Annotated in this window: 18 protein-coding genes and 1 pseudogene; 6 read left to right on the top strand and 13 right to left on the bottom strand. The window is 70.9% G+C overall.

Annotated elements, in window-relative coordinates:
• Nucleotides 1-100 precede the first annotated feature (100 nt).
• The 10 genes from ACFVUT_RS01025 to ACFVUT_RS00980 all read right to left on the bottom strand — a co-directional run bounded on the left by ACFVUT_RS01025 (nucleotide 101) and on the right by ACFVUT_RS00980 (nucleotide 13,395).
• Nucleotides 101-442, bottom strand: a complete 342-nt coding sequence (locus ACFVUT_RS01025; RefSeq protein ID WP_389642224.1) for a hypothetical protein — start codon at nucleotides 440-442, stop codon at nucleotides 101-103.
• Nucleotides 443-470: 28 nt separating this feature from the next.
• Complete coding sequence (ctaD, locus tag ACFVUT_RS01020; protein ID WP_389642221.1) at nucleotides 471-2,201, bottom strand: cytochrome c oxidase subunit I; 1,731 nt, start codon at nucleotides 2,199-2,201, stop codon at nucleotides 471-473.
• A 353-nt stretch (nucleotides 2,202-2,554) separates the two neighbouring features.
• Complete coding sequence (locus ACFVUT_RS01015; RefSeq protein WP_389642218.1) at nucleotides 2,555-3,292, bottom strand: SDR family oxidoreductase; 738 nt, start codon at nucleotides 3,290-3,292, stop codon at nucleotides 2,555-2,557.
• 195 nt (nucleotides 3,293-3,487) lie between these two features.
• Nucleotides 3,488-5,707, bottom strand: coding sequence for an NADP-dependent isocitrate dehydrogenase (locus tag ACFVUT_RS01010; protein ID WP_389642216.1), 2,220 nt, complete (start codon nucleotides 5,705-5,707; stop codon nucleotides 3,488-3,490).
• Nucleotides 5,708-5,856: 149 nt separating this feature from the next.
• Nucleotides 5,857-6,903, bottom strand: coding sequence for a glutathione S-transferase family protein (locus ACFVUT_RS01005; protein WP_389642213.1), 1,047 nt, complete (start codon nucleotides 6,901-6,903; stop codon nucleotides 5,857-5,859).
• Between the two features lie 10 nt (nucleotides 6,904-6,913).
• On the bottom strand, nucleotides 6,914-8,431 hold the full coding sequence (locus tag ACFVUT_RS01000; RefSeq protein ID WP_389642210.1) for an MFS transporter: 1,518 nt from the start codon (nucleotides 8,429-8,431) through the stop codon (nucleotides 6,914-6,916).
• Between the two features lie 259 nt (nucleotides 8,432-8,690).
• Nucleotides 8,691-10,052, bottom strand: a complete 1,362-nt coding sequence (locus tag ACFVUT_RS00995; protein ID WP_389642207.1) for an MFS transporter — start codon at nucleotides 10,050-10,052, stop codon at nucleotides 8,691-8,693.
• Nucleotides 10,052-10,453, bottom strand: coding sequence for a nitrite reductase (NAD(P)H) small subunit family protein (locus ACFVUT_RS00990; RefSeq protein ID WP_389642204.1), 402 nt, complete (start codon nucleotides 10,451-10,453; stop codon nucleotides 10,052-10,054). The genes ACFVUT_RS00995 and ACFVUT_RS00990 overlap by 1 nt, the downstream gene beginning before the upstream one ends.
• Entirely contained in the window at nucleotides 10,450-13,023 is a 2,574-nt protein-coding gene (gene nirB, locus ACFVUT_RS00985; RefSeq protein ID WP_389642201.1) for a nitrite reductase large subunit NirB, read from the bottom strand. The genes ACFVUT_RS00990 and nirB overlap by 4 nt, the downstream gene beginning before the upstream one ends.
• 99 nt (nucleotides 13,024-13,122) lie before the next feature.
• Nucleotides 13,123-13,395, bottom strand: coding sequence for a hypothetical protein (locus ACFVUT_RS00980; protein WP_389642199.1), 273 nt, complete (start codon nucleotides 13,393-13,395; stop codon nucleotides 13,123-13,125).
• A 192-nt stretch (nucleotides 13,396-13,587) separates the two neighbouring features.
• On the opposite strand from ACFVUT_RS00980, the gene ACFVUT_RS00975 reads away from it, so the two are divergent.
• Both ACFVUT_RS00975 and ACFVUT_RS00970 read left to right on the top strand, forming a co-directional pair.
• A complete protein-coding gene (locus ACFVUT_RS00975) occupies nucleotides 13,588-14,715 on the top strand; it encodes a uroporphyrinogen-III synthase (RefSeq protein WP_389642197.1) in 1,128 nt (375 codons plus the stop codon).
• Complete coding sequence (locus tag ACFVUT_RS00970; RefSeq protein WP_389642194.1) at nucleotides 14,712-15,545, top strand: sirohydrochlorin chelatase; 834 nt, start codon at nucleotides 14,712-14,714, stop codon at nucleotides 15,543-15,545. Before ACFVUT_RS00975 ends, ACFVUT_RS00970 begins: the two co-directional genes overlap by 4 nt.
• A 200-nt stretch (nucleotides 15,546-15,745) precedes the next feature.
• Here ACFVUT_RS00970 and ACFVUT_RS00965 read toward each other — a convergent pair whose 3' ends face one another.
• Nucleotides 15,746-16,456, bottom strand: a complete 711-nt coding sequence (locus ACFVUT_RS00965; RefSeq protein ID WP_389642191.1) for a hypothetical protein — start codon at nucleotides 16,454-16,456, stop codon at nucleotides 15,746-15,748.
• A gap of 212 nt (nucleotides 16,457-16,668) precedes the next feature.
• On the opposite strand from ACFVUT_RS00965, the gene ACFVUT_RS00960 reads away from it, so the two are divergent.
• The 3 genes from ACFVUT_RS00960 to ACFVUT_RS00950 all read left to right on the top strand — a co-directional run bounded on the left by ACFVUT_RS00960 (nucleotide 16,669) and on the right by ACFVUT_RS00950 (nucleotide 19,216).
• Entirely contained in the window at nucleotides 16,669-17,184 is a 516-nt protein-coding gene (locus ACFVUT_RS00960) for a universal stress protein (protein ID WP_389642188.1), read from the top strand.
• A gap of 900 nt (nucleotides 17,185-18,084) precedes the next feature.
• Nucleotides 18,085-18,543, top strand: coding sequence for a Crp/Fnr family transcriptional regulator (locus tag ACFVUT_RS00955; protein WP_389642185.1), 459 nt, complete (start codon nucleotides 18,085-18,087; stop codon nucleotides 18,541-18,543).
• A gap of 49 nt (nucleotides 18,544-18,592) precedes the next feature.
• Entirely contained in the window at nucleotides 18,593-19,216 is a 624-nt protein-coding gene (locus tag ACFVUT_RS00950; protein ID WP_389642182.1) for a CBS domain-containing protein, read from the top strand.
• A 545-nt stretch (nucleotides 19,217-19,761) separates the two neighbouring features.
• Here ACFVUT_RS00950 and ACFVUT_RS00945 read toward each other — a convergent pair.
• Both ACFVUT_RS00945 and ACFVUT_RS00940 read right to left on the bottom strand, forming a co-directional pair.
• On the bottom strand, nucleotides 19,762-20,787 hold the full coding sequence (locus tag ACFVUT_RS00945; protein ID WP_389642179.1) for an alpha/beta hydrolase: 1,026 nt from the start codon (nucleotides 20,785-20,787) through the stop codon (nucleotides 19,762-19,764).
• 245 nt (nucleotides 20,788-21,032) lie between these two features.
• Nucleotides 21,033-21,226, bottom strand: a pseudogene (locus ACFVUT_RS00940) (sporulation domain-containing protein); the annotation flags it as partial.
• 658 nt (nucleotides 21,227-21,884) lie between these two features.
• Here ACFVUT_RS00940 and ACFVUT_RS00935 point away from each other — a divergent pair.
• Nucleotides 21,885-22,391 carry an NUDIX domain-containing protein gene (locus ACFVUT_RS00935; RefSeq protein WP_389642176.1) on the top strand — a complete coding sequence of 169 codons (507 nt, stop codon included), beginning with the start codon at nucleotides 21,885-21,887 and terminating at the stop codon, nucleotides 22,389-22,391.
• The last annotated feature ends 156 nt before the right edge of the window (nucleotides 22,392-22,547 follow it).

The raw sequence follows: 22,547 nt of genomic DNA, 5'->3' as shown, positions 1-22,547 counted from the left end.
TCCGTCCGCCTGCCCTGTCGCACGCGTCCGTCGTCTCACATCCTGACGAGCCGCACCCGACTTCGCCTGCTGAGGACGGCGGACGGACGACACCACCGGGTCAGCGGGCCAGGAAGGTGACCGCCGTGCAGGTGCTGCCGACCGCGCCCACCAGCACGACGCCGGCGGCGACGCAGCGTGTCCTGAGCCTGCGATAGCGCGCTTCGTACTCGCCGCGCAGTTCGGCGGCGCGGGCGGAGATGCGGCAGAGCGTGGACCGCGACACGGCGACACGGTCCGCGATGTAGACCCGTGTCACGTCCTCGCGCTGTGCCGTGGTGAGCCACGGGAGCGCGTCGGTGAAACGGCGGGCCTGTCGACGCGCCGCCTCGACCTCGGCGTTCCACATCAGATAGCCCTCCAGCTGTGCCAGGCCGCGGGCGCTGTCCTTGTCGGGATCCATTCGCTTCTCCTCTCCGGGGCCGCCGTGCTCACGGCTGCCGGTCCCCCGGGGGCCACGTCGTACCGGTGTCGGGTCGGTTGACGGCTTCGTCGACGGCACGCACCGAGGGGTGGTGCAGGTCGAATGCCGGGGATTCGGAACGGATCCGCGGCAGGGTGAGGAAGTTGTGCCGCGGCGGCGGGCAGGAGGTCGCCCACTCCAGCGAACGGCCGTAGCCCCACGGGTCGTCGACGCCGACGTTCTTCCCGTACTTGGCGGTCTTCCACACGTTGTACAGGAACGGCAGCAGCGACAGGCCGAGCAGGAACGAGGCGATCGTGGAGATGGTGTTCAGTGCGGTGAAGCCGTCCGCCGCGAGGTAGTCCGCGTAACGACGCGGCATGCCCTCGGCACCGAGCCAGTGCTGCACCAGGAACGTGCCGTGAAAGCCCACGAACAGCGTCCAGAACGTGATCTTGCCGAGCCGCTCGTCCAGCATCTTGCCGGTGAACTTCGGCCACCAGAAGTGGAATCCGGCGAACATCGCGAAGACCACGGTGCCGAAGACGACGTAGTGGAAGTGCGCGACGACGAAGTACGAGTCCGAGACGTGGAAGTCCAGCGGGGGCGACGCCAGGATCACACCGGTCAGACCACCGAAGAGGAAGGTGACCAGGAAGCCGATCGACCAGAGCATCGGCGTCTCGAAGGACAGCGATCCCTTCCACATCGTGCCGATCCAGTTGAAGAACTTCACCCCGGTCGGTACCGCGATGAGGAACGTCATGAACGAGAAGAACGGCAGCAGCACACCGCCGGTCACGAACATGTGGTGCGCCCACACGGTCGCCGACAGGCCGGCGATCGCGATCGTCGCGCTGATCAGACCGATGTAGCCGAAGACCGGTTTGCGGCTGAAGACCGGAAGGATCTCGGTGACGATGCCGAAGAACGGCAGCGCGATGATGTACACCTCGGGGTGGCCGAAGAACCAGAAGAGGTGCTGCCAGAGCAGGGCACCGCCGTTGGCCGGATCGAACACGTGTGCGCCGAACTTGCGGTCCGCCTCCAGCACCAGCAGGGCCGCCGCGAGGACCGGGAAGGCCAGCAGGACCAGTACGGCGGTCAGCAGCACGTTCCAGACGAAGATCGGCATGCGGAACATCGTCATGCCGGGGGCACGCATGCCGATGATCGTGGTGATGAAGTTGACCGAACCGAGGATCGTGCCGAAGCCGGAGAAGGCCAGGCCCATGATCCACATGTCGCTCCCCACGCCCGGCGAGCGGACGGCGTCGGTGAGCGGGGAGTAGGCGAACCAGCCGAAGTCGGCCGCACCCTGCGGGGTGAGGAAGCCGGCCACCACGATGAGCGAGCCGAAGAGGTACAGCCAGTAGGCGAGCATGTTCAGCCGCGGGAACGCCACATCGGGCGCGCCGATCTGCAACGGCATGATCCAGTTCGTGAAGCCGGCGAACAGCGGCGTCGCGAACATCAGCAGCATGATCGTGCCGTGGATCGTGAACGCCTGGTTGTACTGCTCGGGCGAGACGATCTGGATCCCGGGACGGGCCAGCTCTGCGCGCATGACCAGGGCCAGCACACCGCCGACGACGAAGAAGGCGAACGAGGTGACGAGGTACAGCGTGCCGATGGTCTTGTGGTCGGTGGTGGTCAGCCACTTGATGACGACGTTTCCCGGTTCCTTGGCGCGGACCGGAAGCTCGTTCGCGTACGCCTCCTCTTCCTCCGCTGCCCCTGATGTGCCCGTCGTCGTCACTGGGACGCTCCTTCGATTGTCATTCGCGGGTGGACTGAACACCCGGCAGGGGCGCCGCCTCCTCCGGGCGGCCGTCAGGCCGTTCCCGCGCGTCGCGCCAGATTCCAGATGCAGCAAATCAGCCGCGGGGCCCCTGTGCGCGGCCCTGCGCCCGCCGTCGCACGACTTTCACTCGTCAGGGCGTCCTCGGGCTCGGGGCCCGGCCCGCTCGCCTACGACGCGTCCCGGTGGGGATCTCCACGTCGGCGCAGGGCATGCCAGGGTTCGACGAACTCCCTTACCAGTCACCGGAGTCAATGAAAAAATCGGTGCACGCCGGATCGTCGGCCGGCTCCGGGCGAGCGGCGTCTCGCTCAGGCCAGCCCGCCCGTCGCGCGCACATTCTGGCCCGTGATCCACCGGCCGTCATGACCGGTCAGGAAGGCGACCACGTCGGCCACATCGGCGGGTTCACCCAGTCGGCGGAGGGGGGTCGTGCCGGCGGCGGCCTCAAGTGCCTGCGGCTGGTTGGCGGCGCGCAGCAGATCGGTGTCGGTCGCGCCGGGCGAGACGGTGTTGACGGTGATCCCGCGCGCTCCCAGTTCGTGGGCGGCGATGGCGGTGAGCTGCTCGACCGCGCCCTTGCTGGCGGCGTACGCACTGATACCGGAGCCGGGCCGCACGGTGTTCGCCGTGGAGATGTTCACGATGCGGCCGCCGTCGCGCATCCGCAGGGCGGCATGGCGGACCGTCATGAAGACCGCTCGGGTGTTGACCGTCATCACCTGGTCGAACACCGCCGGGTCGGTGTCCGCGATGAGGGACGGAGTCGGGCACAGTGCTGCGTTGTTCACCAGGATGTCCAGGCCGCCCAGCTGTGCCTCGGCGGTCTCCATCAGCTGCTGCGGCGCGTCCGGGTCCGCGAGGTCGAGGCGGATGGGCCAGGCACTGCCGCCGTGGTCGCGCACCGTGCGGACGACCTCCGCGGCGGCGTCGTCGCTGGTGGCGTAGTTGAAGACCACATGGGCCCCGTCGCGGCACAGGCGTTCGACGATCGCGCGGCCGATGCCCCGTGATCCTCCGGTGACCACGGCTTTCTTGCCTGTCAGCACGGTCTCCCCCTCGAAGAGCAGTCGATCCCGGTGAGGCGAACCTACCGGCGTGACGGCTCACTGTCCGCGATTGCGCGGAGAACGGCCGGCCCGGGCCGGGGCGATCGGGACACACCACCGCCCCGGCCGGGCAGGTGCCGACCGGGGCGGGAGGGGCGAGGGGCGTCCGGATGTGCCCCTTGCGCAGGTGTCGCGTCAGCCGATGGTGGCGAGGGCCTGCGTGAACGCCGCCGACGGACGCATGACGGCCGCGGCCTTGGCCGGGTCGGGCTGGTAGTAGCCGCCGATGTCGGCCGGCGAGCCCTGTACCGCGATCAGCTCGTCGACGATGGTCTGCTCCTGCTCCTCCAGCGTCTTCGCGAGCCCGGCGAACGCCTGCGCGAGCTGCGCGTCGTCGGTCTGCTGTGCCAGCTCCTGCGCCCAGTAGAGGGACAGGTAGAAGTGGCTTCCGCGGTTGTCGATGCCGCCCAGCTTGCGGCTCGGCGACTTGTCCTCGTTGAGGAAGGTGCCGGTCGCGCGGTCCAGGGTGTCCGCGAGGACCTGGGCCCGCGCGTTGCCCGTGGTCGTGGCCAGGTGCTCGAAGCTGGCCGCGAGCGCGAAGAACTCACCCAGGCTGTCCCAGCGGAGGTAGTTCTCCTTGACAAGCTGCTGGACGTGCTTGGGAGCGGAGCCGCCGGCACCGGTCTCGAACAGTCCGCCGCCGTTCATGAGCGGGACGACGGAGAGCATCTTCGCGCTCGTGCCCAGCTCAAGGATCGGGAACAGGTCGGTCAGGTAGTCACGCAGCACGTTGCCGGTCACCGAGATGGTGTCCTCACCCCGGCGGATGCGCTCCAGCGAGAACGCGGTCGCCTTCTGCGGCGACATGATCTCGATCTGCAGACCGTCGGTGTCGTGGTCGGCGAGGTAGGTCCCGACCTTGGCGATGAGCTGCGTGTCGTGGGCGCGGTCCTCGTCGAGCCAGAAGACGGCCGGGGCGCCGGTGGCGCGGGCGCGGGTGACGGCGAGCTTGACCCAGTCCTGGATCGGCAGGTCCTTGGTCTGGCACATGCGGAAGATGTCGCCCGCGCCGACGACCTGCTCCAGCACGACGTCGCCGTTGCCGTCGAGGACCCGCACCGTGCCCGTGGTGGGGATCTCGAAGGTCTTGTCGTGGCTGCCGTACTCCTCGGCCTTCTGCGCCATCAGACCGACGTTCGGCACCGAGCCCATGGTCGACGGGTCGAAGGCGCCGTTGGCCCGGCAGTCGTCGATCACGACCTGGTAGACGCCGGCGTAGCTGCTGTCCGGCAGGACGGCGATGGTGTCGGCCTCCTTGCCGTCCGGACCCCACATGTGGCCGGAGGTGCGGATCATGGCCGGCATGGACGCGTCGACGATGACGTCACTGGGGACGTGGAGGTTGGTGATGCCCTTGTCGGAGTCGACCATCGCCAGGGCGGGGCCTTCGGCGAGCTCGGCCTCGAAGGACGCCTTGATCTTGGCGCCGTCGGGCAGCGCCTCGACGCCCTTGAGGATGCCGCCGAGCCCGTCGTTCGGGGTCAGGCCGGCCGCGGCGAGCGTGTCGCCGTACTCGGCGAAGGTCTTCGGGAAGAAGGCACGCACCACGTGACCGAAGATGATCGGGTCGGAGACCTTCATCATCGTCGCCTTGAGGTGCACCGAGAACAGCACGCCTTCGGCCTTGGCGCGGGCGATCTGCGCGGTGAAGAACTCGCGCAGGGCCGCGACGCGCATGACCGCCGCGTCGACGACCTCGCCCGCGAGGACGGGAACCGACTCGCGCAGAACCGTGGTGCTGCCGTCGTCACCCGCGAGCTCGATGCGCAGCGAACCGGCCTCGGCGACGACGGCGGACTTCTCGGTGGAGCGGAAGTCGTCGACGCCCATGGTGGCGACGTTCGTCTTCGAATCGGCCGTCCATGCGCCCATGCGGTGCGGGTGCGTCTTGGCGTAGTTCTTGACCGAGGCAGGGGCGCGGCGGTCGGAGTTGCCCTCGCGCAGCACCGGGTTCACCGCGCTGCCCTTGACCTTGTCGTAGCGGGCGCGGACGTCCTTGTCCTCATCGGTCTGCGGGTCGTCCGGGTAGTCCGGCAGCGCGTAGCCCTGTGCCTGCAGCTCGGCGACGGCGGCCTTCAGCTGCGGGATCGAGGCCGAGATGTTCGGCAGCTTGATGATGTTGGCCTCGGGCTTCTTGGCCAGGGCACCGAGCTCGGCGAGCGCGTCGTCGATGCGCTGGCCCTCCTGGAGGTACTCGGGGAAGCCGGCGATGATGCGCCCGGCCAGCGAGATGTCACGGCTCTCGACATTGACCCCGGCCGTCGAGGCGTAGGCCTGGACCACGGGCAAGAAGGAATAGGTCGCCAGGGCCGGAGCCTCGTCGGTGTGTGTATAGATGATGGTCGAGTCAGTCACCCTGCGCTCCGCTCCACGTCTGCAACATTGCTTGACATCAAGATATCTCGTGATCGCTGCCGACTCGACAGGGCCCTGCCCCCTTGCCCCGCGGCTCTCGACGGGGCCCCGCCTCCTTGCCCGGCAGCGGCCGTCGCGCGCTCCGGAGGTCAGGGCCGCCCCGGCGGCGGGACCTCCTCCCCGGGCGGCACAGGACCTGGCGGAGTGCCGTCGCCGAACGGGCGTCCGCCCAGCTCCTCCCGGTGGTGCGGGGCCGGCCAGCCCGACAGATCCGGGCCGGCGGGAACGATGCCGGTGGGGTTGATGCCGGTGTGGACCCGGTAGTAGTGCTGCTTGATGTGGTGGAAGTCGACCGTGTCACCGAAACCGGGCGTCTGGTACAGGTCCCTGGCGTACGCCCACAGAACGCGGTCCTCGGCGAGCTTCGAGCGGTTGCACTTGAAGTGTCCGTGGTAGACGGCATCGAACCGCACCAGGGTGGTGAACAGCCGGATGTCGGCCTCGGTGAGGGATTCGCCGACCAGGTAGCGCCGGTCCGCGAGTCGGGCGGACACCAGATCCAGTCGGCGGAAGACATCGTGGTAGGCGGTGTCGTACTCGGACTGCTGTGCCGCGAAGCCCGCGCGGTACACGCCGTTGTTGACGTCGTTGTAGATGTCCTGCATGACGTCGTCGATCTCGTCGCGCAGGGCCTCGGGATACAGATCGGGGGCGCCGGGCCGGTGCAGCGCGGTCCACTCGGTGGCGAAGTCCAGCGTGATCTGCTGGAAGTCGTTGGTGACGAGCCTGCCGCTGGGCACGTCGACGATCGCGGGCACGCTGACCCCTCCGGTGTAGTCCCGCTCCCGCGCCTGGTACGCCTCGCTCAGGTACTCGATGCCGAGCACCGGATCCCTGCCGCCCTCGTCCAGGGTGAACCGCCAACTGCGCTCGTCCTGGAGGGGGTCGGCGACGGCGAGTGAGAGGGCGCCCTCCAGCCCGAGGAGCCGACGGGAGACCAGGGAGCGGCTCGCCCAGGGGCAGGCGCGGCTGACGACCAGCCGGTAGCGGCCGGCCTCGACGGGCCAGCCGTCCCGGCCGTCGGCGGTGATGCGGTCGGCGAAGTGACTCCTGGACCGTTTGAACGGTTTGTGCCCGTACGCCGCGTTGCTGTCGGTCTCCGAACCGGTGGCCGCGCCGGTGTCGCTCCTGTTCATGATGTTCTCCCTACGATGGCGTTTTCCGTGCGAACGATCTGCGGGCTGCCCGATGGGTACGTGTCCGGCCGCGGTGCTCCCCGCGCGCATCCGCCAGCCCGATGAGCAGAGCGACGACGACGAAGGCGGTCGCGACGACAAGTCCGTGGTCGTACGCGGTGGCCCACCCGTCCCGGCCCAGTTGCGCGAAGAACATCGAGCCGACCGCGGCGATCCCGACGGCCGAACCGACGCGCTGGCTGGTCTGGAGGGTGCCGCCGGCGCTCCCCGCACCCACCACCGGCACCTCGGACAGGGTCAGCGTCTGGTTCGGGGCGATGACCAGGCCGCTGCCGAGCCCGGCCAGCAGCAGGGGCGCCGCCATCGCCCATCCCACGCCCCGGCCGGGCACCAGATGCGCGGCGAGCACGGTGAGCGCCAGCCCGAGGGCCACCGTGGCCAGCCCGGTGACGACGAGGGGCCGGCCGAAGCGGCCGACCAGCCGGCCGCCGGGGGTCGCCGCGACGGCCGCGCCCACGGCGAAGGGGGTGATGGCGAGCCCCGCCTGCAGAGCCGAGTAGTGCAGGCCGCTCTGGAGGTAGAGCGTGGTGATGAAGAAGATCGAGGTGAATCCGGCGAAGTACAGCAGGATCAGCAGACAGCCCAGCCAGTAGGAGCGGACCCGGAAGAGCGCCAGGTCGACGACGGGTTGCGTGCCGCGTCTGCCGCAGCGGGACTCCCACCCGACGAAGGCGGCGAGGAGCACCGCGGCGCCCACGAGCAGCAGCCACTTCCGGTCTCCGGGCCACTGCTGCGACTGGACGAAAGGCAGCAGCAGGGCGAGCACGCCCGCGCCGAGCAGGAGCACTCCGAGCGGGTCGAGGTCGCGCAGGCGCACCCGTCCGGCCGAGGGGGTGTCCGGGAGCAGGCGCCGGGCGAGCAGGAGGCAGACCGCACCGAGCGGCAGATTGACGTAGAACACCCAGCGCCACCCCTCCCCGGAACCGGCCGCCTGGATCAGCAGCCCGCCCGACAGCGGGCCCACGGCGGTGGAGATGCCGACCACGGTGCCGAACATGCCGAAGGCCCGGCCGCGCTCCCCACCGGAGAACATCTGCTGGATCAACGCCGAGATCTGGGGCGAGATCATGCCGCCGGCCACACCCTGGACGAGACGGGCGATCACCAGCCACTGACTGGACTGCGCGGCTCCGCAGGCTGCCGACGCCAGGGTGAACAGCGCCAGCCCGGTCATGAACACCGCGCGGCGCCCGCGCGCGTCACCGAGTCGCCCCGCAGGAATGAGGAACAGGCCGAAAGCGAGGGAGTAGCCGGAGAGCACCCATTGCAGGTCGGACTCCGGCGTGTGGAGGCCCTCCCGGATCGACGGCAGGGCGACATTGACGATGGAGACGTCCAGCAGGGTCATGAACCCGGCGATCAGACACACGGCGAGCGCCCGCCAGCGGCGCGGGTCCGGGGTGCGGGGGCCCGGGGCGGGGTGGTCGTCCCACCCCGCGGCACCCCGGTGACCTGCGCTCTCTGCCATGGCTCGCACCCTAGGACGAAGCGCACCGATACTCGTCCCGGCAGGGCCGCGGCGGCGCCTTTTCCGGCGTCCGTTCCAGCCGACGGGCGGCACCGGACACGGCCGTGCCCCCTGGGGTGAGGGGACACGGCCGTGGTGGTCGGTGGAGCGTCCGGGACGGTGTCGGGTGACGGGCGGGCCCGGTGGGCGCCGCTCGCAGCGCCGGCCCGGTCACGTCGCTCGGGGCGGCGTGCACGCTCCGGGCCCCGCGGACCGGTGGTCAGACCCCCGGCAGGCGGTGCTCGGACCGTCGCAGGTAGAAGACCCAGGTCGCCACCAGGCACAGGCCGTAGAACCCGACGAAGGCGAGATATGCCGCCTGGCCGTTGCCCGTCTCCAGGAAGGACTGCCGGAAGGCCAGGTTGACCAGGACTCCGCCGAAGGCGCCGATCGCCCCCGCAACCCCGATCAGTGCGGTGGTCAGCTGGCGCGAGCGCCGCTCGGCCTCGTCCCGGTCCTCGCCGGCCTCGATCCGGGCCCGCGCCTTGGCCCGGAAGATCGCCGGGATCATCTTGTACGTCGATCCGTTGCCGAGCCCACTGAGCAGGAAGAGTGCGATGAACCCGCACAGGAAGAGTGGCAGTGAGTGCTGCCGGGACGCCTCCAGTACCAGGCCCGCGCCCAGCGCCATCGCGGCGAAGGTCCAGAAGGTCACCCGGGCGCCGCCGAACCGGTCCGCCATCAGTCCGCCCAGCGGGCGGGAGAGCGAGCCGAGCAGTGGTCCGAGGAAGGTGAGGGAGGCCGCCTTCACCGGAGTGTCGAACTGCTCGTGGAACTGCACCTGGAGGACCTGCCCGAAGGCGAAGCCGAAGCCGATGAACGAGCCGAAGGTGCCGATGTAGAGCAGCGACATCACCCAGCTGTGGGTCTCTCCCAGCACCTCACGCATCGCCCCGCGTTCGTTGCGCGCACCGGCGAGGTTGTCCATCCGCAGCGCCGCGCCGAGTGCCGCCAGCACGATCAGCGGCAGGTAGATCAGCACCAGCACCCGTGGGTGTCCGGCGCCGGCGGTGGCCAGGACCAGCAGGCCGAGCAGCTGCACCACCGGTACGCCGAGGTTGCCGCCGCCGGCGTTCACGCCGAGTGCCCAGCCCTTGAGGCGCTGCGGGTAGAAGGCGTTGATGTTGGCCATCGAGGAGGCGAAGTTGCCGCCGCCCACCCCGGCCACGGCGGCCACCGCGAGCAGCGTGCCGTAGGAGACGCCGGGCTCCAGCACGATCCCGGCCAGCACGGTCGGGACCAGCAGCAGCAGCGCGCTGAAGACGGTCCAGTTCCGCCCGCCGAAGCGCGCCACCGCGAAGGTGTACGGGATGCGCAGTACGGAGCCGAGTGCGGTGGGCACGGCGGTGAGCATGAACTTCCCGGCCGCGTCGATGTGGTACTCCGGGCCGAGGAAGAGCACCAGCACCGACCACAGGCTCCAGATGGAGAAGCCGATGTGCTCGCTGAGCACCGAGTAGACCAGGTTGCGCCGGGCGATCCGGGCGCCCGCCAGGGTCCAGAAGGAGGTGTCCTCGGGATCCCAGCCGTCGATCCGGCGCGTGCTGGTACCGGAGTCCGCGGCGGTTGTGGTGGTGGTCATCAGCATGCCTCCGCGGGGATCATCGCGAGCACCCGCACCGGCCAGACCCGCAGGTCGGCGGTGGAGCCGTCGGGGGTGCGGTCCTCGTCCAGGCAGTGCCCGGTCCGCAGGTCGAACGCCTGCTTGAGCATCGGTGAGATCACCACCGGTACGTTCCCCCGACTGCCGAGCAGGCCGCGGGAGATGACGTGGGCGCCGCTGAACGGGTCGCGGTTCGCCACGGCGTGCACCGCGCCGCCGCGGTCGCGGAAGACGGCCACTTGCTCGTCCCGCGGGCCGACGAGCACGGCTACGCCGCGCCCCGGAACCAGGTCCTGGTACCGGCAGACCGGTGTCCATGACAGGCCGTCGTCGATCTCCACCATGTGCTCGGTACTCATGGGCAGGCTGGCCTCGCTCATCGCGTGCGTACCTCCAGGGAAGGGCCGGCGATCATGGCCGGCGCGAGGGGGAACCCGTCCTCTTCGGGACGGGCCGGGCGGATCTGGTCGCGCTCGTGGACGAAGCGCACGGTGGGATCGGGGGTTCCCGGGGCGTTGGTGAAGGAGACGAAGCGGCGTACCCGCTCGGGATCGGCGAGCGTGGCCGCCCATTCGTCCTCGTAGGTCTCCACGTGCCGGGACATCAGTTCGTCCAGTTCCTCGCAGATGCCCAGCGAGTCGTCCATGACGACCGCGCGCAGGTGGTCCAGGCCGCCCTCCAGGCGGTCCAGCCAGGGGGCGGTGCGCTCCAGGCGGTCGGCGGTGCGGATGTAGAACATCAGGAACCGGTCGATGGTGCGGATCAGCGTGTCGTGGTCCAGGTCCTTGGCCAGCAGATCGGCATGGCGTGGTGTCATGCCACCGTTGCCGCCGACGTAGAGGTTCCAGCCCTCCGCCGTGGCGATCACGCCGAAGTCCTTGCTCTGCGCCTCCGCGCACTCCCGGGCGCAGCCGGAGACCGCGGACTTGAGCTTGTGCGGTGACCGCAGGCCGCGGTAGCGCAGTTCGAGTTCGATCGCGAGGGCGACCGAGTCCTGCACTCCGTAGCGGCACCAGGTCTGCCCGACACAGGACTTGACCGTGCGCAGCGCCTTGCCGTACGCGTGACCGGACTCGAAGCCCGCGTCCACGAGGCGGCGCCAGATGCCGGGCAACTGGTCGACGGTGGCGCCGAACATGTCGATCCGCTGCCCACCGGTGATCTTGGTGTAGAGGCCGTAGTCCCGTGCGATCTCGCCGATGGTGATGAGGCCGTCGGCGGTGATCTCGCCGCCGGGGATCCGGGGCACCACCGAGTAGGAGCCGTTGCGTTGCAGGTTGGCCAGGAAGTGGTCGTTGGTGTCCTGGAGGGAGGCTTGCTCGCCGTCCAGGACATGGCCGTTGCCGAGCGTGGCCAGGATCGAGGCCACGGTCGGCTTGCAGACGTCGCAGCCCTCACCGGACCCGTGCTCGTCGATCAGACGGGAGAAGCTGGTGATGCCCTTGACCCGGATAATCTCGTAGAGCTCGGCGCGGGTGTGCGTGAAGTGCTCGCAGAGGCCGCGGGCCACCTCGATGCCGCCCGCCTCCAGTTCCTCGGCCACGAGGGAACCCAGCAGTTTGACGCAGCTGCCGCAACCGGTACCGGCCTTGGTGCACTTCTTGACCTCGGGGACGGTGCGCATGCCCTGTTCGGACACGGCCGCCCGGATGGCGCCCTTGCTGACGTTGTGGCAGGAGCAGACCACCGCCTCGTCCGGCAGTACCAGGGGGCCGCTTCGTCCTTCCCCGGCGGGAACCAGCAGCTCTTCGGGCGAGCCCGGGAGTTGGGCCCTTCCGATGGCGAGGGGGCGGAGCGTGGCGTAGGACTCGGCGTCGCCGACCAGGACTCCGCCGAGGAGCCGGCCGTCCGCGCTGACCACCAGCTTCTTGTAGATCCCGGCCCGGCTGTTGGCGTACAGCACCTCCAGGGCGCCGTCGGTGGCGCCCAGCGCGTCACCGAAGCTGGCCACGTCCACCCCCAGCAGCTTGAGCTTGGTGGAGGTGTCCGCCCCGGTGAACTCGGCAGTGGTACCGGTGAGTTTCCGGGCCGCTGTGTCGGCCATCGCGTAACCGGGGGCGACCAGTCCGTAGACCCGGCCGTCGACGGCGAGTGCGCACTCGCCGATCGCCCAGATGTGTGGGTCCGCGGTGCGGCAGTGCTCGTCCACGGTGATGCCGCCGCGCTCGCCGACCGGCAGGCCGCAGTCGCGGGCGAGTTGGTCGCGCGGGCGCACCCCCGCCGAGAAGACGACCAGGTCGACGGCGAGATCGGTGCCGTCGGAGAGGGCCATGGCCCGGGCCCGGCCGTCCTCGTCCGCGTCGATGCGCTGGGTGCCGGCGCCGGTGTGCACCTGGACGCCGAGCTCTTCTATCTTGCGTCGGAGCACGGCGCCGCCGCCGTCGTCGACCTGGAGGGCCATCAGCCGGGGCGCGAACTCGACCACGTGTGTCTCAAGTCCCATGGCCCGCAGCGCACCGGCCGCTTCCAGGCCGAGGAGTCCGCCGCCGACGACCGCGCCGACCGTGGCGCGCTCGGCGCTCGCGGTGATGGCCTCCAGGTCCTCGATGGTGCGGTAGACGTGGCAGCCCTCGGCGTCGTGGCCGGGCACCGGCGGCACGAACGGGTAGGAGCCGGTGGCCAGCACCAGGGCGTCGTAGTGCAGTTCGGCGCCGCTGCGGGTGGTGACGGTGCGGGCGCCGCGGTCGATCGCGGTGGCCGGGTCGCCGAGACGCAGGTCGATGCCGTGCCGCTCGATGAACCCGGCCGGGCACAGGCTCAGTTCTTCAGCCGTGGTGCCGGAGAACCAGCTGGTCAGGTGGACCCGGTCGTAGGCGGGGCGGGGCTCCTCGGCGAGCACGGTGACGCGCCAGTGGTGCGGTTGTCCGGCGGCCGGCTGTTCGAACAGGGCTTCCAGGAAGCGCTGTCCGACCATGCCGTGGCCGACCAGGACCAAGGACTTCTCGATCACGGGCGGGCTCCTCGGGTGGCGGTGCAGACGGTCATGGGGTGGCGGTAAGGACGTCGCGAGGGTCCGGCGGCAGCGGGCCCTCGCGCTCGCAGGCCCTGGTCAGGGTGGGGGCGGCGGCCAGGTCGCCCGGCAGACCGGACCACCGTGTCGTCGACGATCGCCAGGTGCAGCAGTCCGAGCGCCGGTGCCAGGTCGGTGCCGGGAACCGGGAGAAGTGCAGGCCGACCGGCCCTTGCCGCACAGTGCGCCGCGGTTGACCGGGACGTCGGGGCGCGCCGGCACCTGCGCCTCACCGCCGTCGTACGGCGCCTCCAGGCGCATGCCGCACCGCGGTGAGCAGGACGGGCAGCAGTGGGTGTCGGTCGTCGTCATGCCGTTGAGCGTCGGTCCGCACGATTACGCGACCGGGTCACACGTGTTGCGTACGAGGTACGGCTCCTTCACCGTCCACCGGGCCCAAGGTGACACGGCGGAAATCCTGCGTAACGTGGGGGAAGCCTCCGCTTACCTCTGCGTGATGGTCACGCAACCAGGACGAAACAGTGCTGGCCGAGCCTGCACGACATGGACAGCACGCACCTTTCGGGCCCTCTGGTCGGCTTCACCGTCGGAGTCACCGCCGCGCGCCGCCGCGAGGAGCTCGTCGCGCTGCTGCGCCGGCGCGGCGCCAGAGTGGTGGAGGCACCGGCCCTGCGGATCCTCCCGCTGGAGGACGACGCGGCGCTGCGCCGAGCCACCGCGCGCTGCCTGACGGCACCGCTCGACTACGTGGTGGCGACCACCGGAGTGGGCTGGCGTGGCTGGCTGAGCGCTGCCGACGGCTGGGGCTACGGCGGGCGGCTGGCCGAGGTGTGCCGGGACGCGGTGGTGCTCACCCGCGGTCCGAAGGCAACCGGCGCGGTGCGCGCCGGAGGTCTGAGCGAGACCTTCTCCCCCGTCACCGAGGCCACCGACGAGCTGCTGACCTGGCTGCTCGCGCGCGACCTGCCGGGCAGGCGGATCGCCGTGCAGGAGCACGGTGTGCCGCTCGACGCCTTCACCGCCGCACTGAGCGAACGCGGGGCCGAGGTGATCCCGATTCCGGTCTACCGGTGGGGTCCGCCCGAGGATCCGTCGGCGCTGCGCCGCCTGGTCGAGCAGACCGTGCGCAGCGAACTGCACGCCCTCACCTTCACCAGCGCACCCGCGATCACTGCCTTTCTCGCCTCCGCGGACGAACTCGGTCTCCGCGAGGAGGTGCTGGTGCGGCTTCGGGACGATGTGCTGTCGGTCTGCGTCGGTCCGATCTGCGCCCGGCCGCTGGAGGAGGCCGGCGTTGCCGTGCTCTGCCCCGAGCGGGGCCGGCTCGGGGCCATGGTGCGGACCATCGAGGACGCTCTGCCCGCCCGCGGCAGGCGTGAAGTCCGCAGCGGTGCCAGCACGTTGGTGCTCCAGGGGAACGCCGTGCTGGTCGACGGCGGTCCGCCCGTGCAGCTGCCGCCCCTGCTCGCGGCGGTGTTGCGCGCGCTGGCCGAGCGGCCGGGGAGGGTGCTCAGCCGGGCCGAACTGCTGCGCCGGGTCTGGGTCACCGGCCAGGCCGACGAACACGCCGTGGAGGCGGCCGTGGCCCGGCTGCGCGCGGCCCTGGGCGGGCACGCACGGCTGATCCGTACGGTGCCCAAGCGCGGCTACAGCCTGGTGGCGGCGGCATGACGGACGCACCCGCGGCGCCCACCCGTGCCACACGACCCGACCGGCCCGAAATCCTCCTGGCGGACGGCCCCGCGGCACCCACCCTTGCCGCACGACCCGAAAACCTCGTGGCGGACTCACCCGCGGAACCCACTGAACCCACCCTGCTGGCCGTCGCCCATGGCACGCGCGACCGGGCGGGCATCGCCACCTATCACGCGCTTCTCGACGAGATCCGCGCCCAGCGCCCCGGCCTGACGGCCCGTCTCGCCTTTCTCGACCTCGCGGCGCCCACCCCGGCCCAGGTGCTGGCCGACGCGTGCGGCCCGGTGGTCCTGGTCCCGCTGCTCCTGAGCACCGGGTACCACATCCGGGTCGACCTCCCCGCCGTACGGGCCACCGCACCGCACCTGGATGTGCGGATGGCCGCGCCGCTCGGCCCCGACCCGCTGCTCGCCGCCGCTCTCGACGACAAGCTCGCCGAGGCGGGCTGGTCCCCGACACGTTCCGGATCCGATGCCGTCGTGCTCACGGCCGCCGGCTCCACCGATCCGGCGGCCGGCGCGGACACCGCGCTGATGGCCGACCTGCTCCGGACGCGGCTCGGACAGCCGGTCGTCCCGGCCTACCTCTGCGCGAGCACGCCGACCCCGGCCGAAGCGGTGGAGGCCCTGCGGGCTGCGGGCCACCGCCGGGTGGCGGTGGCCCGCTATCTGATGGCGCCAGGCCATTTCGCCGTCCGCGCGCAGACCGCCGGTGGCTGTCTCACCTCCGCCCCGCTCGGCGCGCACCCGGCCGTGGCGCGCCTGGTACTCAAACGCTTCGACGAAACGGCCGGGGGGACGGCGTAGCCGCGAGCCGCGGGACGGCGTAGCCGCGATCGCCGATCCGGTCACGGCCGTTCACTTCACGGCGTTCACTTCATGACCGATCTGCTCACGGCTGTTCCGATCACAGCCCGCTCCGGTCACGGCCGACCGGGTGCGGTCGTTCCGGTCGCAGCCGATTCGGTCGAAGCCTTCCGGTTACGGGGCGCCCAGTCGCGTGCGCGTCACTCGCGGGGCACCCGCACCGGAGCGTCGCTCGCGTCCCGGCGCCTGCTGTCGCTGTGCCGACGCAGCTCCTCGACCTGGCGGACGAGTCGGTCCACGCGACCGGCGAGGTCAGGGCTGGCTTCCAGATGGGGGCGCGCGTCGGCGAGGGGCCCGATGAGACGTCCGGGGTCGTTGTCGGCCAGGGCTTCTCCGAGAGCGTCGACGGCCGGACGGGACCGCTCGGAAAGACCGGTGAGCGAGGTGATCTGTCCGGCGAGCCCGCGCAGGTCCGCTGCGTTGTCCCGGGCCCAGGCGGCGACTGTGCGGTTGGCGGCGCGGTGGTCGCGGATGGCCCGCACCCGCTGTTCCCCGGTGGTGCCCAGAGGGCCGGTGCGCAGGCGCAGATAGCGACGTTCGGCGGCCTGACGGCTGGTGACGCCGAGCGGGTGGGCGATGTCGGCCCAGCTGGCACCGGCCTCGCGGGCGGCCTCGATGAGGGACGGCTCCCAGGCCGCGAGCCGACGCCGTACGTCCCGCAGGAGCAGGAGGGCGTCCAACGCCTCTCCGCGCTCGGTCGCGACGCCGACCAACTCCGTGCCGTCGGGCACGCATGCCCGACGCAGAGCGGCCTCGATCGCGCTCAGTGCGACCGTGGTTGCCGGGAGAGAGACCGGCAGACCGAGGTCGCCGGGCGTCTCCGCGGGGATCTGCGGGTCGACTTCAGTCACGTTCAGCCCTTCAGGGTGAAATGAGCGTCATCATCCGCATGACATCGCACATGTCATCCTTTGGATGACATGTTACAACCGGATCGATGGCGAAGCGCGTAATCAACAGGTGTCTCGATCGATCCGGAGGTCATGCGTTCTTCCGGTCCTGGGCAGTGGGGCCGGCCCCGCTGTGACACTGTGGACCGGGCCGCAAGCCATCGGAGGCCGACGTGACCGTGCTCGTGTGGATCAATGAAGGCACCTGGCAGGCTGCGGTGGACGCCGCCCGCGCCCACACCTCGGCCGGGGACGAGATCGCGCTGCTGCACGTCACCGGCGACGACGTCGCGGAAGCGGTGCACGGCGCGTTCGTCGGCCTGTTGGGCCGTGGCCGCCGCGAGCGCGACCCCGGCGACCGGGTGGCGGCTCTGTCGGCGAGCGCGGCAGCCGACCTCCTGGACGCGGCGGCCGAACGTCTGGACCGGCCCGCGGTCCACCTCCAGGCCCACGGTCGCGCCGAACGGGAGGTCGTCCGCGCTGCCGCGGAGGCCGATCTGCTCATCTGCGCACGCGACGGCGACCGGCGCCGTCTGGGGCCCCGCAGCCTGGGCCCCGAAACACGCTTCGTCGTCGACCACGCCCCTTGCCCGGTCCTCTTGGTCTGGCCCGAACCACCGCCCGGCATCGGCTCGCTGCCTCCGCCTCCGCACCCGCACCCGCACCCGCACCCGCACCCGCACCCATGAGCGCGAAGGCGCGCCCCTCGTAGCCGGGCGGGGCGCGCCGGATCCGCCCGCTTCTGTTCTCGTCACGGGCCGCGCCCTCGACGCAGCGCGTGCGTCCCGTCCGGCGGACCAGCGCCCACCGGTGAGTACCCCTGCACGGCTCCTTCACAGCTCCGGTGCCTACCCCAGGAATGCCGCGGTGGTCGCCACGAACCCGTCGGGGTCGTCGAGCCAGAAGAGCGCCGTTGCCCGAACACGTGATAGGCGAGCTCGGTTCCGTCATGCGCGGAGAAGGGTGGCACGGCCGGAACCCTTTCAGCGGCGACCCGGCACAGCAACGGGAATATCCCGCCGTGCGCCCGAAGGGCCCGCGCGTGGGGCCGGGAACGCGTGCACGCCCACCGTGCCGAGGAATCGGCGTCGGGCGCGCTCGGCTGCCGTGCCCGCAGAACGTCGACGCCGCTGACACCCGGCATCCGCATCCGCATCCGCCACCCGGCTGGCCCACGGTGTGCGGGAGGCAGATAGTGGAGGAAAGAACGCAGGGGGCCGGTGTGACGTGGCGCCGCGGGGACGTGCGGCGAAGTGTCCCGCAGCGTGCCCCGTGCGTGCGAGGGCGTCCGAGCCGGCCGCCTCGCCGTTGTGAGCTGCACACGTCTGCCAACGGCGGTGGCCCCGGCGCAGCGGGGAGACCGACGGGGCGGGGAGGAAGGTGCCGCCGATCCGAATGCCACGGGCACCGATTCTCTACGGGGTCACGCCGGCTCAGCCGTTCCGGGATCGGACGGCCACGGACCGTGCGCGATGCCGCACCCTCGTCGCTGTCATCGATCGACAGCGGCCCGGCAGGGACCGCCCGACCACATCCGTGAACCGGCCGTCCGGCCCTGTCGACGTCGGAGGTCACGAAGGAGGCCAACGATGACCGCTTCGGCAACCCGCATCACCACCGCCCTGCCCGCCCTGTACCGCAACCGCCTGATGCAGCAGGCGCAGGAGGTCAATTTCCCCCAGGGAGCCCGCCTCTTCCAGGAAGGAGACCACGCGGAACGCTTCTGGATCCTGCGCTCGGGCTCCGTCACGCTGGACTTCCGCGTACCGGGCAGTTTCCCGGCAGTGATCGAGAGTCTCGGACCCGGCGAACTGGTCGGCTGGGCCTGGCTGTTCGAGCCCTACGTCTGGCACCTGGGCGCGGAGGCGATGACACCGGTCCGTACCCATGAGTTCGACGCGGCGGCCGTGCGCATGATGATGGACGCGGATCCTGCCTTCGGTTCGGCCGTCGGCCATTGGGTCGGGCAGGTGCTGGCCCACCGGTTGCAGGCCACGCGGATCCGTCTGCTCGATCTCTACGCCCCGCACGGCAGCGGCTCCGTGTGAGGCGCATGACCGTGCCGCCACTGCGCGAGCCACGTCTGAGGAGCACGTCATGGCCGCATCCCGGTACACCGTCAGCGATGTCATGACCCGCACCGCCGTGGCGATCGGCCGCGATGCCTCGTACAAGGAGATCGTCGAGCTGATGCACCGGTGGAAGGTCAGCGCGGTGCCGGTACTCGAAGGTGAGGGCCGTGTCGTCGGGGTCGTCTCCGAGGCGGACCTGCTGCCGAAGGAGGCGTTCCGGCAGGTCGAGCCGAGGCTGCCCGACCAGCTGGCGGATGCCTCCAAGGCCGATGCGGTGCTGGCCGAGGAGCTGATGACGAGTCCGGCCGTCACCGTCCACCCCGATGCCACGCTCGCCGAGGCCGCCCGCATCATGGCGCGCAAGCGAGTGAAGCGCCTGCCCGTCGTGAACGGCCAGGGCATGCTGGAGGGGGTCGTGAGCCGCAGCGACCTGCTGAAGGTGTTCCTCCGCCCGGACGAGGAGATCGACGAGGAGATCCGCTCCGCCGTTGTCGCCGAACTCGCGCCATCGGACCGGCCGGAGTTCTCGGTGCTGGACGGTGTCGTCACCCTGCGTGGGCCTGTCCGGAACCGTTCCCTGCTGTCGATTCTCGCTCGGGCCGTGCGCGCGGTGGAAGGCGTCGTGGACGTGCGCACGGACCTCGCCTGACACGCCACGGGAACGCCGCGTCCCGTGGGGCCGATCCGGTGTCCCGCTCGCGCCACCGGTGGTGTCCTGCGCGTCCACGGCCGTCACGGGGTGTCCGGTGCGGCGTCCGGTGCGACCGCCGAGCGCTCGCACCATGGGACGGAAAGAGTCCATCCACTTCTCGCGGATCCCGATTGTGCGGTGCGCGACCCATCGGCCGCTTCCCCGCATCCTGACGATGACTCTTTCCGTCACTCTCATCAAAGCACTGTTCGAGCCGGGACGACAGGGCAGACGGTCACGCCTGGGCTCGGGGCGGCCTGCCGCCCCGAGCCGAGGCGCCGGAAACCCGGCAGGGCTCGCGGAGACATGGGCTACGACGATCACCCTCTGCGCAACGGCTCCGCAGCCGCAGCATCACCCACCGCATCGCCCGAGTGCGATCGGCTTCTCCGAACGCCGGAACCGCCACCGACCGGAGCGTGGAACGGCCGATGTCCCGGCTCGTCGGCTGCCGCCGCCTCCACCGCCACGTCGCACACCGACCGGACCCGACGCGCGGCCGTTCAGCCGTGGACCCGCAAAGCCTGGAGCAGCATGGGCAACGAGGAGTGCAACTCCCGCTGCCAGTACGCCCAGCCGTGCGTCCCCGGTCCGTAGAAGTTGGTGGTCACGCGCTTCGCGCCGTTGCGTTCCAGTTCGCTCGCAAGGGCCTGGTTCTGCCTGTTGAAGTCCGCTTCGAGCGCACTCGTGCTGCCCGGCGGGTCCAGGGGGCCGGTGGTGCCGTCACCGCACGACAGGTAGACGGGGATCGACGTGAGGCGCTTGGCCAGGTGGAACGGGTCGTGGGCCGCCCAGACCTCCCGTTGTGCCACCGGGTCGCCCCAGACCCTCAGCGGGTCGTCGCCCTGACCGGCGAAGAACCCCATGATGCGGTTCACCGACTCGTCGTTGAGCAGCGGATGCACGGAACCGGAGTACGCCGCGGCCGCCTTGAACATGCCGGGGTGCCGGGCGGCATACAGCAGGGCGCCCTGGCCACCCATCGAAAGTCCTGCCACGACGCGGTTCGTGCTCGCCCCCCAGCCGTGTTCGAGGAGCAGGCGCAACTCCTGGGTGTGAAAGGTCTCCCACGCCGGGTCACCGCCCCGGCCGTCGTTCCACCAGTCGCTGTACCAGCCGTTCCAGCCGGCCTCCGGCATGACCACGAGAACGTCGCGCAGGCTGTCGGTCCGTGCGATGTCGGTCTGACCGGTCCAGGACGTGTAGTCCCCGCAGCAGCCGTGCAGCAGCCAGAGCGTCGGCCAGTGCCGGCTCCGGTCGGCCGGGTTCCAGCCATCGGGGGTGAGCAGACGTACGTTCACCGTCCGGCCGCCGAGGGCCGGTGAACGGACCGACAGGTCGACCTGCCGGTCGGCGACCCGGGTGACCCCAACGACCTCGGCCCCCCGGGACGGGCGGCCGGACCCACTCTCCTCTCCGGCAGGTGACACGGCCGTCGCGGTGGCGAGCGCTGGCGGGGACACCAGGCTGAACAACACCGCGGCGAGGAGGAGCAGGAGGCGGGTTCGGCGGATCGGGACGGCGGTCATGACTGCTCCCGGAGGTCGGCGGTTGGTGGTCGGCGGTCGGCGGTTGGTGGTCGGCGGTCGGCGGTCGGCGGTTGGTGGTCGGCGGTCGGTGATCGCTGGCTCGGACGTTCTCGGAACGGACGGGGTCAGCCCCGGTCGGGCAGGATCAGCAACGCGTCGCCGACGGGGCGCTCACCGGCCGCGTCGGACGGCTGGTTGATCACGTCGCGGCCGAGCACCATGGTGGTCGAGCGGCTGCCGTGGAGACGGTCCGTGGCGTTCCCGTCCCAGCCGCTGTGGACGGGCGCCCCGGTGTACCCGGCCCGCTCAGCCGGGCGCGTTCGGCCGTCGCGGCGGACTGCGGGTCGAACCGCCCGACCCGGACCCGCCACCCGAGTGTGCCTCCGGTGCAGTCGGCGACCGCCGGAGTCGTGACCTCCTCGCCCCGGGCGTCGAAGCCGAAGCAGGCATCGACACGGCTGCCACGGCGGCGAAGAGGACCAGGGCCGTACACGCGCTGGGCAACTCGCTTGTTCACGTACCCCCCTTGGAATCAACGGCCCAGCAACGGTGCGTGCGACAGCAACCCTCCGTCAAGGCGTGTGCACGTCAATCTCGTCCTGTCCGGCGCCGCACGGATCGGCTCGGACCTGACGGCGGCTCCGGCGCATTACGGCGACGCGCGCACTCCCGCTGCTTTTCGCCATTCGTCATCGGGGCGCCGCCTCTCACGTCCGGCGCCGTTTCCTCAGGTGAATGGTGCCGATTCCTCGGGTGAGTGGCGCCGTTTCCTCGGGTGAGCGAGGAATCGGCCGCTGCACCTCGCGGGATCCGGAGCGGGAGCGGCGAGGGTGACAAAGGGGCGGATACCCGCGTCCACCGAGGTCAGCGACTCGGGCGTGCAGACTCATGCGCGACCGGGCGGTGTGACGCCGATGGCTTGATGGCGGCTCGGGCGGGATCGGCGCCGTGATGATCCAACTGTTGCTGCCCGCGCCCCCGTTCCACCCGTTCGGAGCTCGCCACAGGCGCGTCGGACCTGCCGATGACACGCACGTCCGGCGCTCCCCTGCCCGGCGTCCGACCTGGCACAACCGGCCCGACCACGAGGAGATCCGTTGACCCGCACCTGGCTGCCGCCCGAGCAGTACGCCGCGACCCTGATGAAGGCGACCGGCTTCGCCTGCTTCCACTTCACCGATGAGCAGGACCGGCCCCTGCAGTTCCATTCCACGTATTCCCCGTCGCACCCCTGGCACATGGCGGGCGGCACGATGGAGCCCGGCGAGCGGCCCTGGCAGACGGCGGTACGCGAGTGCCGCGAGGAGACCGGCCTGGACATGAACGGACCCCCGCGTCTGCTGGCCACCGTCTTCGGGCTGCCCGGCGCCGAGTGGCCGTACTCGACCATGGGACTGATCTTCGACGGCGGACGGCTCACCGGCACTCAGATCGATGCCATCACACTGGATCCCGACGAGCACGACGAGGTCCGCGCCCTGTCGCTCGATCAGTGGCGGCCACTCATGCCGCGGCGCGACTACGCACGACTGGAAGCCGTGGTGGAAGCCCGCCGCGCGGGCACCACCGCGTACTTCGACTCGTGGGACTGGGGGCAGGAATGACTTCGCGCGCAGGCGCAGCGAGGGCCCGTACCCCGGGAACCACGGCCGGCAGGGCGGGCGCACCCCGTTCTCGGTGAACCGTCCCCGCCGCAGCTCTATATTGGTCCGGGGGAACATCGTTGCGGGGCGGGGAGGTTGAGCTCTTTTGCGATCCGG

The organism is Streptomyces sp. NPDC058051, assembly GCF_042885475.1.
Taxonomy (GTDB): Bacteria; Actinomycetota; Actinomycetes; order Streptomycetales; family Streptomycetaceae; genus Streptomyces.
This window is presented reverse-complemented; position numbering and strand designations above follow the sequence as displayed.